The sequence below is a fragment of the Actinomycetospora straminea genome, assembly GCF_028737255.1.
GTDB classification, from domain to species: Bacteria; Actinomycetota; Actinomycetes; order Mycobacteriales; family Pseudonocardiaceae; genus Actinomycetospora; species Actinomycetospora straminea.
Genome location: NZ_JAQZAN010000008.1, coordinates 144,455 through 157,482 on the forward strand (window position 1 = coordinate 144,455; position 13,028 = coordinate 157,482).

The 13,028-nt window shown below is 73.6% G+C and carries 14 protein-coding genes; 12 read left to right on the forward strand and 2 right to left on the reverse strand.

Annotated features, from left to right (window positions below; genetic code table 11):
* Window positions 1–65 precede the first annotated feature (65 nt).
* Window positions 66–941 carry a hypothetical protein gene (locus PH190_RS13465; RefSeq protein ID WP_274232025.1) on the forward strand — a complete coding sequence of 292 codons (876 nt, stop codon included), beginning with the start codon at window positions 66–68 and terminating at the stop codon, window positions 939–941.
* Window positions 938–1,201 (forward strand): hypothetical protein, encoded by a 264-nt coding sequence (locus PH190_RS13470; protein ID WP_274232026.1) that lies wholly within the window; start codon window positions 938–940, stop codon window positions 1,199–1,201. The genes PH190_RS13465 and PH190_RS13470 overlap by 4 nt, the downstream gene beginning before the upstream one ends.
* Window positions 1,202–1,458: 257 nt before the next feature.
* Here PH190_RS13470 and hemW read toward each other — a convergent pair whose 3' ends face one another.
* Window positions 1,459–2,694 (reverse strand): radical SAM family heme chaperone HemW, encoded by a 1,236-nt coding sequence (gene hemW / locus PH190_RS13475; protein ID WP_274232027.1) that lies wholly within the window; start codon window positions 2,692–2,694, stop codon window positions 1,459–1,461.
* A gap of 133 nt (window positions 2,695–2,827) precedes the next feature.
* On the opposite strand from hemW, the gene PH190_RS30780 reads away from it, so the two are divergent.
* The 9 genes from PH190_RS30780 to PH190_RS13510 all read left to right on the forward strand — a co-directional run bounded on the left by PH190_RS30780 (window position 2,828) and on the right by PH190_RS13510 (window position 10,593).
* The gene (locus PH190_RS30780; protein WP_420791651.1) at window positions 2,828–2,911 is read left to right on the forward strand and encodes a putative leader peptide; all 84 of its coding nucleotides are present in this window, start codon (window positions 2,828–2,830) and stop codon (window positions 2,909–2,911) included.
* 35 nt (window positions 2,912–2,946) lie between these two features.
* Window positions 2,947–4,251: an MFS transporter gene (locus tag PH190_RS13480; RefSeq protein ID WP_274232028.1), complete on the forward strand. Its 1,305-nt coding sequence runs from the start codon at window positions 2,947–2,949 to the stop codon at window positions 4,249–4,251.
* Window positions 4,252–4,258: 7 nt separating this feature from the next.
* A complete protein-coding gene (locus PH190_RS13485) occupies window positions 4,259–5,410 on the forward strand; it encodes an LLM class flavin-dependent oxidoreductase (protein ID WP_274232029.1) in 1,152 nt (383 codons plus the stop codon).
* 98 nt (window positions 5,411–5,508) lie between these two features.
* Window positions 5,509–5,589, forward strand: a complete 81-nt coding sequence (locus tag PH190_RS30785) for a putative leader peptide (protein WP_420791652.1) — start codon at window positions 5,509–5,511, stop codon at window positions 5,587–5,589.
* Between the two features lie 100 nt (window positions 5,590–5,689).
* Window positions 5,690–7,471, forward strand: coding sequence for a nitrite/sulfite reductase (locus PH190_RS13490; protein ID WP_274232030.1), 1,782 nt, complete (start codon window positions 5,690–5,692; stop codon window positions 7,469–7,471).
* Entirely contained in the window at window positions 7,468–7,608 is a 141-nt protein-coding gene (locus PH190_RS13495; protein WP_274232031.1) for an Insertion element protein, read from the forward strand. Before PH190_RS13490 ends, PH190_RS13495 begins: the two co-directional genes overlap by 4 nt.
* Window positions 7,605–8,363, forward strand: coding sequence for a phosphoadenylyl-sulfate reductase (locus tag PH190_RS13500; RefSeq protein ID WP_274232032.1), 759 nt, complete (start codon window positions 7,605–7,607; stop codon window positions 8,361–8,363). Before PH190_RS13495 ends, PH190_RS13500 begins: the two co-directional genes overlap by 4 nt.
* Complete coding sequence (cysD, locus tag PH190_RS13505; protein WP_274232033.1) at window positions 8,360–9,319, forward strand: sulfate adenylyltransferase subunit CysD; 960 nt, start codon at window positions 8,360–8,362, stop codon at window positions 9,317–9,319. The genes PH190_RS13500 and cysD overlap by 4 nt, the downstream gene beginning before the upstream one ends.
* Entirely contained in the window at window positions 9,319–10,593 is a 1,275-nt protein-coding gene (locus PH190_RS13510; protein WP_274232034.1) for a sulfate adenylyltransferase subunit 1, read from the forward strand. The genes cysD and PH190_RS13510 overlap by 1 nt, the downstream gene beginning before the upstream one ends.
* 79 nt (window positions 10,594–10,672) lie before the next feature.
* Here PH190_RS13510 and PH190_RS13515 read toward each other — a convergent pair whose 3' ends face one another.
* Complete coding sequence (locus tag PH190_RS13515) at window positions 10,673–11,161, reverse strand: beta-class carbonic anhydrase (protein ID WP_274232035.1); 489 nt, start codon at window positions 11,159–11,161, stop codon at window positions 10,673–10,675.
* A gap of 565 nt (window positions 11,162–11,726) precedes the next feature.
* Between PH190_RS13515 and PH190_RS13520 the strand changes: the two genes are divergently transcribed.
* Entirely contained in the window at window positions 11,727–13,025 is a 1,299-nt protein-coding gene (locus PH190_RS13520) for an MFS transporter (protein ID WP_274232036.1), read from the forward strand.
* Window positions 13,026–13,028 lie beyond the last annotated feature (3 nt).

Consider the following 13,028-nt stretch of genomic DNA (forward strand, 5'->3'; position numbering starts at 1 on the left):
CGCGGCCGCGACCGCCGCGGCGGCGCCGCTCGATCACCGCGGACTGGTCGGGCCTCGCGGCGCCGATGGCCCTCGCGCGGATCGACGGGAACGTCCAGGAGCTGGGCCGCGCCGCCGACGCGCTCGCCGGGCTCGTCGAACCGCTGCGCACCTACGCCGAGGAGCTGCGGGCGGCCCAGCGCGACGTCGTGCTCGGCGAGCAGCAGGCCGCGCTGATCCCGGCGCCCCCCGAGGGTCCGGCGTCGGTGGCGGGGGCGTTCGATCGCGCCCTCGCCGCGAACGAGGCGGCGGCGCGCGCGGTCGACGCCGCGGCCGACGCCCTCCCCGGTGCGCCGCCGGCCACGACACCTCAGTCCGGGGAGTCGGGGGTGGGCGCCGCGCTGGCGGGTGTCGGCAACATCGCCGCGTCCCTCGGCAACGCAGCCCTCCAGCACCCGGCCTCGGGCCTCGCGGTCGTCGGCGGCGCCGCCCTCGCGGGCGTGAGCGCGGTCGGCGTGGTCGGCGGGACGGCCGCGACCGCGACCGGGGTCGGCGCGCCCGTGGGCGTCCCCCTCGCCGGCCTCTCGGCGGCTGGCGTCGCGGCCGGGGTCGGGCTCGCCGGCGCGGGCGCCATCGACCTCACCCACCACGCCCTGGGCGACGACCGCGTCGAGCCGTTCCGGGTCGACGAGGCGACGAGCACGGCACCGTTCGATCCACCGAGTGAGATCACAGGACTGACGAGGCACGCCGATGAACAAGCGTCGAGCCGAGACGACGGCCGCGGCGTATCGGACGAAGCCATGGCCGATGCGGTGGCCAACCCGATCGAGCCGCCGGAGTACCGGGCGGACAGGAACACCTACCGGTACAAGGGCACGGACGCGACTGTCGTACTCAACGAGCATGGACGAGTCGTCACGACGTGGGCCGAGTCGTCGAAGGGCTGGAGGAATCCGTGAGCGCGTTGGATGAACTGCGCGAGGACGTGGCCGCGACCGTCCGCGATGTCATGAGGCGTCGTGCTCCTGAGACCCTGCAAGCCTTGGAAGCGACCGACGACCCATCGATGTCGCTTCGCCAGGAGGTCGAGGACGTCCTGGCACGCGAATTCTCCAGCAAAGATGGACTCGGACCCGACTGGGAGCCGACCCCCTACGGGAAGCAGGTCGACGAGGCGATCGGGGCTTTCGTCATGCGTTTCCCGATCGAACGCCGCTGATCACGCCACGAACCCGCCCGCGACGGGCACGTGCCGCAAGCCCCGGAGCCTCTCGATCATGCGCACCGTGCCCCTCGCGCCGCCGCACCCGCCGGTCCGGGCGATGATCGCTCCCGGTGCTCCCCCGACCCGCTCTCACAGGGTTCCCGGAGCACCCACAGCGATCACGCCACGAACCCGCGCGCGACGGGCACGTTCCGCAAGCCCCGGAGCCTCTCGATCCTGCGCACCGTGCCCCTCGCCGCCCCGAGAACCCCTCACGCCCCCGCCAGCGAGATCGCGACGCCGTCGGCGAGCAGCCGCCCGCGTCGGGTGAGCACCGCCCGCCCGCGCGCCCAGTCCGACGGCGCCAGCAGGCCCTCGCGGGCCGCCTGGTCGGCGGCGGCGCGCCCGGCCCCGTCCAGCACCGACGCCGCGAGCCCGTCCACCGTGCGCAGCTCGAGCAGCACCTGCTCGAGGTGGGCCTCGCCCGCCGTCACGAGCTCGCGCGCCTCGGCCGGCGAGTGCCCGGTCGCCAGCGCCGCCGAGTACCGCGCGGGGTGGCGCACGTTCCACCAGCGCGTGCCGCCGACGTGCGAGTGCGCCCCGGGCCCGGCGCCCCACCAGTCGCCGCCGCCCCAGTAGCCGAGGTTGTGCCGGCACCGCGCCTCGGTCGAGCGCGCCCAGTTCGACACCTCGTACCAGCCCAGACCCGCCGCGGTGAGGATGTCGTCGACGATCTCGTAGCGGTCGGCGAGCACGTCGTCGTCGGGCATCGGCAGCTCGCCGCGCGCGACCCGCCGGGCCAGCGCCGTGCCCTCCTCGACGATGAGCGAGTACGCCGAGACGTGGTCGGCGCCCGAGGCGAGGACGGCGTCGAGCGAGCGGCGCAGGTCGTCGTCGGTCTCGGTCGGCGTGCCGTAGATGAGGTCGAGGTTGACGTGGCGCAGCCCCGCCTCGAGCGCCGCCCGGGCCCCCGAGACCGCCGCCCCCGGTGTGTGCCGCCGGTCGAGCACCGCGAGCACGTGGTCGACATCCGACTGCATCCCCAGCGACAGCCGCGTGTAGCCGGCGTCGGCGATCGCCGCGAGCAGCTCGGGCGTCGTCGACTCCGGGTTCGCCTCCGTCGTCACCTCGGCGCCGGGCCGCAGCCCGAACGACGACCGCACCGCGTCGAACACGGCGACCAGACCCTCGGCCCCCAACAGCGACGGGGTCCCGCCGCCCAGGAACACGGTGTCGGCGGGCGGTGCCGACCCGAGCACGCGCGCGGCCATGTCGAGCTCGCGCCGCAGCCCCTCGAGCCACGACGCCGGCGAGGCGGGGTCGTCGGACGAGGTCAGCCCGAGGTCGGTGGCCGTGTAGGTGTTGAAGTCGCAGTAACCGCAGCGCGTCGCGCAGAACGGGACGTGCACGTACACCCCGAACGGCCGCGTGCCGAGCCCGGCCAGCGACGCGGGCGGCAGCGCACCGTCCGCGGGCGCGGGCTCGCCGGAGGGGGGAACGGAGGGCACGCCCCCATTCTGCGCTCGCCGAGGAACCCGCCCGAGTACGCCCGCACCGGCCGGCGCCAGCCCCCTGCGGCGAAGGTCACCTCGGCGGCGTTCCGGGTGGAGACGCCCGGGTCCGGATGGCACGGTCGGTGACGTGCCCGCCCCGCGCCTGCTCCTCGTGACGCGTCGTCACGTGGATCTCGGCCGGCTGGCGAGCGCCCTCTGCCCGGCGTGCTGAGCCCCCCGGCCCGCACGCCACCGCAGAGGACACGCATGACCACCGCCACGCCCGAGGTCGAGCCGCAGGACGCCACCAGCCCGCGCACGGTGCTGGTCGCGAGCCTCATCGGCACCACGATCGAGTGGTACGACTTCTTCCTGTTCGCCACCGCGGCGGGGATCGTCTTCCCGCAGCTGTTCTACGGCGACGGCGACCCGACGGTGGCGACGCTGCTGTCGTTCGCCACGTTCGCGATCGGCTTCGTCGCCCGGCCCATCGGCGGGCTGATCTTCGGCCACATCGGCGACCGTGTGGGCCGGCGCGAAACGTTGATCGTGACGATGGCGCTGACCGGCATCGCCACCGCCGCGATCGGTTTCCTGCCCACCTACGCCGCCATCGGGGTCGCCGCCCCGATCCTGCTCGTCGTCCTGCGCGTCATCCAGGGCATCGCGATCGGCGGCGAGTGGGGCGGCGCGGTGCTGATGGCCGTCGAGTACGCCCCGGACGGCAAGCGCGGCCTCTACGGAGCGACCCCGCAGATCGGGCTGGGCCTCGGCCTGGCGCTCGGCACCGGCGTCTTCGCGCTGCTCGGGCTGGTCATGGACGACGCCGCGTTCCTCTCCTGGGGCTGGCGGGTCGCGTTCATCGCGAGCCTCGTGCTCGTCGCCGTCGGCCTCGTCGTGCGCCTGGCCGTCATGGAGACCCCGGCGTTCCGCCGCATGCAGGCCGCGGCCGAGGTCTCGCGCGTCCCGGCCGTCGACGTCCTCCGCGACCCGCCGTCGCGCCGCAACCTCGGCTGGACGCTGCTCGCGCGCTGGGCCGAGGGCGCCTCGTTCAACACCTGGGGCGTGTTCGTCCTGACCTACACGGTGGCGACGCTGAAGATGCCGCGCACCGAGGTGCTGGTCGCCGTCACGGTCGCCGCCGTCGTGAGCGCTCTCGTCGTCCCGCTCGCCGGGGCGTGGGGCGACCGGATCGGGCGCGGCCAGGTGTTCGCGGCCGGCTGCGTGCTGCTCGTCGTCGGGGTGTTCCCCGCGTTCGCGCTGCTCGGGACGGGGTCGATCGTCGCCGTCACCGCCGTGCTCATCGTCATGCTCGGCCTGTCCTACGGCCTGTGCAGCGGCGCGGAGTCGACGCTGTTCGCCGAGGTCTTCCCCACCCGCACCCGCTACACCGGCATGTCCCTGGCCTTCCAGGGCGGCGGCATCTACGCCTCCGGGCTGACGCCGCTGATCCTCACCTCGCTGCTCGCCGCGGGTGGCGGCACGCCCTGGCTCGCCGCGGGCTACCTCGCGCTCGCCGGGGTCGTCAGCACCGTCGCCGCCCTGCGCGCGCGGCCACTGGAAACGCTCTAGGAGTCCCATGAGCCTCACCGCCCACTGGTTCCTGCCCACCTACGGCGACTCGCGCGGTCTCGTCGGCGGCGGCCACGGCGTCACCACCGAGGCCGCCGGAGCGGCGCGTCCCGCCGACCTCGGCTACCTCGCCCAGATCGCGCGCGCCGCCGAGACCGTCGGCTTCGAGGGCGCGCTGACCCCCACCGGCGCCTGGTGCGAGGACGCCTGGCTGACCACGGCGATGCTGGCCGGCGAGTCCGACCGGCTGAAGTTCCTCGTGGCCTTCCGGCCCGGCGTCCTCTCCCCCACCCTCGCCGCCCAGCAGGCCGCCACCTTCCAGCGGCACTCGCGGGGCCGGCTGCTGCTCAACGTCGTGACCGGCGGCGAGCCCGCCGAGCAGCGCGCCTACGGCGACTTCCTCGGCAAGGACGACCGCTACGTGCGCACCGGGGAGTTCCTCGACGTCGTGCGCCGGCTGTGGGCGGGCGAGACCGTCACGCTCCGCGGCGAGCAGGTGCACGTCGAGGAGGCCGCGCTGACCCGCTTGCCCGACCCCGTGCCACCGATCTACTTCGGTGGCTCGTCGCCGAAGGCCGGCGAGGTCGCCGCCGCGCACGTCGACGTGTACCTGACCTGGGGCGAGCCGCCCGCGCAGGTCCGCGAGAAGATCGAGTGGATCCGCGGGCTCGCCGCCGCGCAGGGCCGCGAGGTCCGCTTCGGCATCCGCCTGCACGTCATCACCCGCGACACCTCGGACGCGGCGTGGGCGCAGGCCGAGCAGTACCTCGCCGGCATCCCCGACGAGATGATCGAGCGGGTCCAGGCGGGCCTGTCGAAGAGCGAGTCCGAAGGCCAGCAGCGCATGCGCGCCCTGCACTCGGGCGGCACGAAGACCGCCGCCGACCTCGAGGTCGCGCCCAACCTGTGGGCTGGCGTCGGCCTGGTGCGCGGCGGGGCAGGCACCGCGCTCGTCGGCAGCCACACCGAGGTCGCCGACCGCATCCAGGAGTACCACGACCTCGGCATCACCGAGTTCGTCCTCTCCGGGCACCCGCACCTCGAGGAGGCCTACTGGGTCGGCGAGGGCGTCCTGCCCGAGCTCGGCCGCCGCGGGCTGTGGTCCCACCCCGCCGGGGCGGTCGACGCCACGCCCGCCGCGGTCCCGTTCGCCGAGTAGGTGCGCTCCGCGCTCGTGAGCACTATCGAGGGCCCCGGCACGCGAAAGTGCTCACATGCGCGTCGCGCACCTCCCCTGCTCGTGGCAGTCTGGGCATCGTGCGTGCGACGGGCCTGCTCCTGGTGAGCCGACTCCACGTCGACCTCGTGCGCCTCGCGAGCGCTCTCTGCCGACGCTGACCGCGTCCCGCCACCACCACCCGAGCGGGCACGCGCGCGCCTGTCGAGCCCTGCTCCGCGGTCGTGCGTGCCCGTGCACCACCCGGAGGAACCGCCCCGCATGGCCGCTCGTCCCGACGCCCCGTCGTCCGAGAACGCCCGCACCTCGGAGGAGTCGTACGCGGAGACCACCCCGCTGCGGCACTCCGGGGCGACCGAGGACGCGCCCCCGAAGCCCAAGCCCGCGCGGGCGCGCAAGGGCAAGGCCGAGGGGCAGTGGGCCCTGGGCTACCGCGAGCCGCTCAACAAGAACGAGCAGTCCAAGAAGGACGACCACCCGCTCAACGTGCGGGCGCGCATCGAGAACATCTACGCCCACCGCGGCTTCGACTCGATCGACCCCGCCGACCTGCGCGGGCGGTTCCGCTGGATGGGGCTCTACACCCAGCGCGCCGAGGGCTTCCCGGGCACCGACACCGGGCACGTCGACGAGGAGCTGCTCGACGCGCCGCACTTCATGATGCGGGTGCGCGTCGACGGCGGCGGGCTCACGACCGAGCAGCTGCGGGTCATCGGCGAGATCTCCCAGACCTTCGCCCGCGACACCGCCGACGTCACCGACCGCGAGAACGTGCAGCTGCACTGGATCCGCGTCGAGGACGTCCCGGAGATCTGGCGTCGCCTCGAGGCCGTCGGCCTCTACACCACCGAGGCCTGCGGCGACTGCCCGCGCGTCGTGCTCGGCTCCCCCGTGGCCGGCATCAGCGCCGACGAGATCATCGACGGCACCCCGGCCATCGAGGAGATCGTCGAGCGCTTCATCGGCGACCGGTCGCTCGCGAACCTGCCCCGCAAGTTCAAGACGGCGATCTCCGGGCAGCAGGACGTCGCGCACGAGGTCAACGACGTCAGCTTCGTCGGCGTCGTGCACCCCGAGCACGGTCCCGGCTTCGACCTGCAGGTCGGCGGCGGCCTGTCGACCAACCCGAAGCTCGCGGTGCGCCTGGGCGCGTGGGTGCCGCTCGCCGAGGTCGCCGACGTCTGGCACGGCGTCACCTCGGTGTTCCGCGACTACGGCTACCGGCGGCTGCGCACCCGCGCGCGCATCAAGTTCCTCATCGCCGACTGGGGTCCCGAGAAGTTCCGCCAGGTCCTCGAGGACGAGTACCTGGGTCGCAAGCTGGTCGACGGCCCCGCGCCCGAGGAGATCGCGGGGATCATCGACCACGTCGGCATCCACCAGCAGGTCGACGGCAACCACTACGTCGGCGTCGCCCCGCCCGCCGGGCGCACCAGCGGCTCGACGCTCGTCGGCGTCGCGAAGGCCGCCGAGGAGGCCGGGTCGACGCGGGTGCGGCTCACGCCGTACCAGAAGATCCTGGTCCTGGACGTGCCGCCGGCGAAGCTCGACGAGCTGACCACCGCGCTCGACCACCTCGGCCTGCCCGCGCGGCCCACGCCGTGGCGCCGGGCGACGATGGCGTGCACGGGCCTGGAGTTCTGCAAGCTCGCGTTCGTCGACACCAAGAACCGCGCCGGCGAGCTCGTCGAGGAGCTGGACCGTCGCCTCGCCGACGTCCAGGACACCCTCGAGCAGCCCATCTCGATCAACCTCAACGGCTGCCCGAACTCCTGCGCGCGGGTGCAGGTCGCCGACATCGGGCTCAAGGGCCAGATCATCAACGACGCCGACGGCAACCCGGCGGCGGGCTTCCAGGTGCACCTCGGCGGCGGGCTCGGCCTCGACGCCGGCTTCGGGCGCAAGCTGCGCGGCCACAAGGTGCTCTCGGCCGAGCTCGGCGACTACGTCGAGCGGGTGGTGCGCAACTTCGCCGAGCACCGCGAGGACGGCGAGCGCTTCGCCCAGTGGGTCGTGCGCGCGGAAGAGGCGCAGCTGTCGTGAGGTTGGCACTCCAGTACTGCCCCTACTGCGGCGAGCAGGACCTGCGCCCCCGCGAGGACCCCCAGGGTGCCTGGGAGTGCGCGGACTGCCGCAGCACGTTCGTCGTCACACCCGTCCAGCAGGAGGTCCGGCGATGACCAGTACGGACACACAGCGCGGAACCGGACCGTCCGGGACCGGAGCGCGGGAGGACCTGCGCACCGCCGCCCTCGCCGCCGGCGAGCGATTCGCCGCCCGCGAGGGAGTCGTGGGTCACGAGGAGCTCACCCGCGAGATCCTGGCCTGGGCCGCCGAGACGTTCGGGGCGGACCTCATCGTCGCCTCGAACATGCAGGACGCGGTCCTGGTCGAGCTCGGCGCCGCCGCCCGCCCCGGCGTGGACGTGCTGTTCCTCGAGACCGGCTACCACTTCGCCGAGACCCTCGGCACTCGTGACGCGGTCGCGCAGGTCTACGGCGTGCGCATCGTGCAGGCCGAGCCCGAGCTGACCGTCGCCGAGCAGGACGCGGCGTACGGCAAGGACCTCTTCGCCACCGACCCCGGCGCCTGCTGCGGGATGCGCAAGGTCGAGCCGCTGAAGAAGACGCTGGCGCAGTACGACGCCTGGGTCACCGGCGTCCGCCGCGTCGAGGCCCCGACGCGGGCGACCACGCCGCTGGTCACCTGGGACGAGCGCCACGGGCTGGTGAAGATCAACCCGATCGCGCACTGGAGCGACGACCAGATGCAGGACTACATCCGCGAGCACGCGGTGCTGGTCAACCCCCTGGTGGACGCGGGCTACCCGTCCATCGGCTGCGCGCCCTGCACCGCCAAGCCGGCGCCGGGCGCCGACCCGCGCAGCGGCCGCTGGGCGGGCTTCTCCAAGACCGAGTGCGGGCTGCACGGATGAGCGCTGATCCGGTGGTCGAGCTCCCCTATCGGCGTGCTCCCCTTGACGCGTCGCCTCCCGGGACCCGGACCGACCAGCTCGACGCCCTCGAGTCCGAGGCGATCCACGTCATCCGCGAGGTCGCGGGCGAGTTCGACCGCCCCGTGATCCTCTTCTCCGGCGGCAAGGACTCGATGCTGCTGGTGCACCTCGCCGCGAAGGCGTTCTGGCCCGCGCCGATCCCGTTCCCGGTGCTGCACGTCGACACCGGGCACAACTTCGACGAGGTCATCGACTTCCGCGACCGCGTCGTCGAGCGCTACGGGCTGACCCTCGAGGTCGCCCGCGTGCAGGACTACATCGACGACGGGCGCCTCGCCGAGCGCGCCGACGGCACCCGCAACCCGCTGCAGACCACGCCGCTGCTCGACGCCATCGCCGAGCACCGCCACGACGCCGTGTTCGGCGGCGGGCGCCGCGACGAGGAGCGGGCGCGGGCCAAGGAGCGGATCTTCTCCCTCCGCAACGCCTTCGGCGCCTGGGAGCCGAGCCGCCAGCGCCCCGAGCTGTGGAACCTCTACAACGGTCGCCACAAGCCCGGCGAGCACGTGCGCGTGTTCCCGCTGTCGAACTTCACCGAGCTCGACGTCTGGCGCTACATCGCCCGGGAGGGCGTCGAGCTGCCGTCGATCTACTACGCGCACACCCGCGACGTCTTCTCACGCGACGGGATGTGGCTGACCAGCGGGCCGTGGGGCGGGCCCCGCGCCGGCGAGGAGGTCGTCACGAAGTCGGTGCGCTACCGCACCGTCGGCGACGGCTCCTGCACCGGCGCGGTGGAGTCGACGGCGTCGACGCTCGACGAGGTGCTGGCCGAGGTCCGCGAGAGCCGCCTCACCGAGCGCGGGGCGACGCGCGCCGACGACCGCCTGTCCGAGGCCGCCATGGAGGACCGCAAGCGAGAGGGCTACTTCTGATGGCTGACCTGCTCAAGCTCGCGACCGCGGGGTCCGTCGACGACGGCAAGTCGACCCTCGTCGGGCGGCTGCTCTACGACACCAAGTCGGTGCTCGCCGACCAGATGGAGGCCGTCGAGCGGGCGACGCAGGGCGGTGGCGATCCGGACCTGTCGCTGCTGGTCGACGGCCTGCGCTCGGAGCGCGAGCAGGGCATCACGATCGACGTGGCCTACCGCTACTTCGCCACGCCGCAGCGCTCGTTCGTCCTCGCCGACACCCCCGGCCACGTGCAGTACACCCGCAACACGGTCACCGGCGCGTCGACCGCGCAGCTGGCGGTCCTGCTGGTCGACGCCCGACACGGCGTCGTCGAGCAGACCCGGCGCCACGTCGCCGTCATGGGCCTGCTGCGGGTCCCGCGCCTCGTGCTGGCGGTGAACAAGATGGACCTCGTCGACTTCGACGAGAACACCTACTGGCGCATCGCCAAGGAGTTCCTCGGGCTCACCGAGGCGCTGGGCTACGCCGAGGACGCCGTCGTCGCGATCCCGCTCTCGGCGAAGAAGGGCGACAACGTCGTCCTGGCCTCGGCGCAGACGCCCTGGTACGAGGGCCCGACGCTGCTCGACCACCTCGAGTCGGTGCCGGTCGAGGGCGCCGACCACACCGCGCCGTTCCGGTTCCCGGTGCAGTACGTCGTGCGGCCGCGGACCGAGTCCCACCCCGACTACCGCGGCTACGCGGGGCGGGTCGCCGCCGGCACCGTGCGCGTCGGCGACGAGGTCGAGGTCCTGCCCGACGGGCAGCGCACCCGGGTCGAGGGCATCGACACCTTCGACGGGGAGCAGGACGCCGCGCACGACGGGCAGAGCGTGGTCCTGCGCCTGGCCGACGACCTCGGCGTCGCCCGCGGGACCCTGCTCGCCGCGCCCGGGGCGCCCGAGCCCGTCACCGAGTTCGACGCCACCGTCGCGTGGCTGCACGAGAAGCCGCTGCGCCCGGGCGCGCGCCTGCTGCTCAAGCACGGCACGCGCACGGTGCAGGCGATCGTCGGCGCCGTGACCCACCGCCTCGACACCGAGGACCTCGCGGTCGTCGAGGACCCGGGCGAGCTGGGCATCAACGACATGGGCCAGGTCTCGCTGACGGTGTCCGAGCCGCTGCCGCTCGACCCGTACGACGAGGTCGCGGCCACCGGGTCGTTCCTGCTCATCGACCCGCAGGCCGGCGACACCCTCGCCGCCGGGCTCGTCGGGCGCCCGCTGGTCGCCCGGCCGCTCGAGGTGCGCTAGGTCGCCCGCCCTGTGACCCGATGCGGTTACTGGCTGGTATCGCTCTCCTGGCGAGCGATACCAGCCAGTAGCCGCACGATCAGCTCACCTCGGACAGCTTCCCGGTCGCGACGTCGAGGACGAACCCGCGCACCGAGCCCTTGTTCTTGACGAACGGGCTGTCGGTGATGCGCTTGATCGAGTCGCGGACGTCGGCCTCGAGGTCGGGGAACGCGCGGGCCTGCCAGGTCGGGCGCTCGCCGGCCTCGGACTCGAGGAGGTCGGCGAACTGCTCGTCGGTGAAGGTCACCATGCCGCAGTCGGTGTGGTGGATGAGCACGATCTCCTCGGTGCCGAGGAGGTGCTGGCTGATCGCGAGCGAGCGGATCGTGTCGTCGGTGACGACGCCGCCGGCGTTGCGGATGACGTGCGAGTCGCCCTCGTGCAGGCCCAGCGCGCCGTAGGGGTTCACGCGGGCGTCCATGCAGGCCACGACGGCCGTCTTGCGCGCCGGCGGCAGGGGCAGCTCGCCGGGGAACTGCGCGACGTAGGACTCGTTGTTCTTCAGGTAGTCGTCGGTGACGGACACGGGAGCCTCCGCGGCTTCGGTCGGACGTGGACACGACGATCCGGCCGCGCGAGCGGTCAGCGGGACAGGCGATGGACGTGCGTCGTCGGACCCGGCGCGCTCACGCGGCCCGGCGACACCACTGGTCGAACTCCACGACGCGCCGGCTCGGCCAGAACGGCTCGAGGGCGCACCGACTCATGCGGACATCTCACCGCAGCCATCGGTCCGGCCGCAACGACCGGGGCGCGAGGCCGACCGGCGGCCGCTCGACCCCTCGGTCGAGGCCGCGGTCACGGATCGTCCAGCGACCCGTGCACCCGAGGAGCGTGGGGTCGTCGGGAGCGAGGGACGCCCCCGCTGCATCGCACGCAGCGAGGGCGTCCCTCGCTGCGTCACTCGCGAGGCTTCCGTACCGCACGCCACACCCCGGTTGTGGCCCGCGGCGCGCTCGCCGAGGATCACCGCGTGGACACGGGGAGGGATCTGACGCGGCGCCGTCACGTCGACCTCATGCGCACCGCCCACGGCACCTGTCGCTGACACACGCCGCCGCACCCCGTCCCCCCGCCTCCCGGGAGCCCGTGTGTCCGCCGTCCAGTCCCCCGTCGCGCCCGCGCGCACCCCGCGCCGGGTCGCCCTCGCCAGCGCCATCGGCACCACCATCGAGTGGTACGACTTCTACCTCTACGCCACCGCCACCGCGCTGGTGTTCAACCAGCTGTTCTTCCCCTCGATCAGCCCCACCGCCGGCACGCTCGCCGCCTTCGCGACCTACGCGGCGGGCTTCGGTGCGCGACCGATCGGCGCCGTCATCGCGGGGCACCTCGGTGACCGCCTCGGGCGCCGCACGGTGCTCGTCGGCGCGCTCGTGCTCATGGGTGTCGCGACGACGCTGATCGGCGTCCTGCCGACGTTCGCGACGATCGGCGTCGCGGCCCCCGTGCTGCTCGTGGTGCTGCGGATCCTCCAGGGCCTCGCGGTCGGCGGCGAGTGGGCCGGCGCGGCGATCCTCGCCGTCGAGCACGCCCCGCCGCGCCGCCGCGGGTTCTTCGGCAGCTTCACCCAGCTCGGTTCGCCGGCCGGGATGCTGCTCGCGACCGGGCTGTTCTTCCTCGTGCGCACGGCCGTCGGCGACGCCGCGTTCGTCGAGTTCTGGTGGCGCCTGCCCTTCCACGCCAGCGCGGTGCTGGTGGTCGTCGGGCTGGTGATCCGCCTACGGATCTCCGACGCGCCGGAGTTCGCCGAGCTCCGCGCGCAGGGCAAGGTCGCGCGCCTGCCCGTCGTCGAGGTGTTCCGGGCCGCGCCGCGCGAGGTCCTCCTGACCACCGGCCTGCGGCTCTCGCAGATCGCGCTGTTCGTGCTCATCACGACCTACGGCCTGACCTACATCGCGAGCGAGATCGGCCGCAGCTCCAGCGCGGGCCTGCTCGCGGTGGTCATCTCGTCGGCCATCGGCCTCGCCACGACCCCGCTGTGGGCGATCCTGTCCGACCGCATCGGCCGCCGGAAGCCCTACCTGTTCGGTGCCGTCGGCGGCACGGTGACGCTGCTGCTGTTCTTCCTCGCCGTCGGCACCGGGTCGACGTTGCTGGTGGTCCTCGCCGTGGGGCTCGCCGTCAACGTCACCCACGACGCCATGTACGGCCCGCAGGCGGCGTGGTTCGCCGAGCTGTTCACCGTGCGGCTGCGCTACAGCGGCGCCTCGCTGGGCTACGGCATCGGCTCGGTGATCGCCGGCGGGTTCGCCCCGCTCGTGGCCGCGGCGGTCGTCGGCGCGACCGGCTCGTTCTGGCCGGTCGTGGTGATCTTCGCCGCCGTCTCCGTGCTGACGATCCTCGCCGCGGTGTTCGCCCGCGAGACCGCGTTCGACGACACGGTGTAGGGA

Bases quoted from the DNA above. Each gene is read 5' to 3' on its own strand.
- PH190_RS13510 (WP_274232034.1), top strand. From the start codon at position 9,319: ATGGCTGACCTGCTCAAGCTCGCGACCGCGGGGTCCGTCGACGACGGC.
- PH190_RS13465 (WP_274232025.1), top strand. From the start codon at position 66: ATGGCCCTCGCGCGGATCGACGGGAACGTCCAGGAGCTGGGCCGCGCC.
- PH190_RS13500 (WP_274232032.1), top strand. From the start codon at position 7,605: ATGACCAGTACGGACACACAGCGCGGAACCGGACCGTCCGGGACCGGA.
- PH190_RS13490 (WP_274232030.1), top strand. From the start codon at position 5,690: ATGGCCGCTCGTCCCGACGCCCCGTCGTCCGAGAACGCCCGCACCTCG.
- PH190_RS13480 (WP_274232028.1), top strand. From the start codon at position 2,947: ATGACCACCGCCACGCCCGAGGTCGAGCCGCAGGACGCCACCAGCCCG.
- PH190_RS13485 (WP_274232029.1), top strand. From the start codon at position 4,259: ATGAGCCTCACCGCCCACTGGTTCCTGCCCACCTACGGCGACTCGCGC.
- cysD (WP_274232033.1), top strand. From the start codon at position 8,360: ATGAGCGCTGATCCGGTGGTCGAGCTCCCCTATCGGCGTGCTCCCCTT.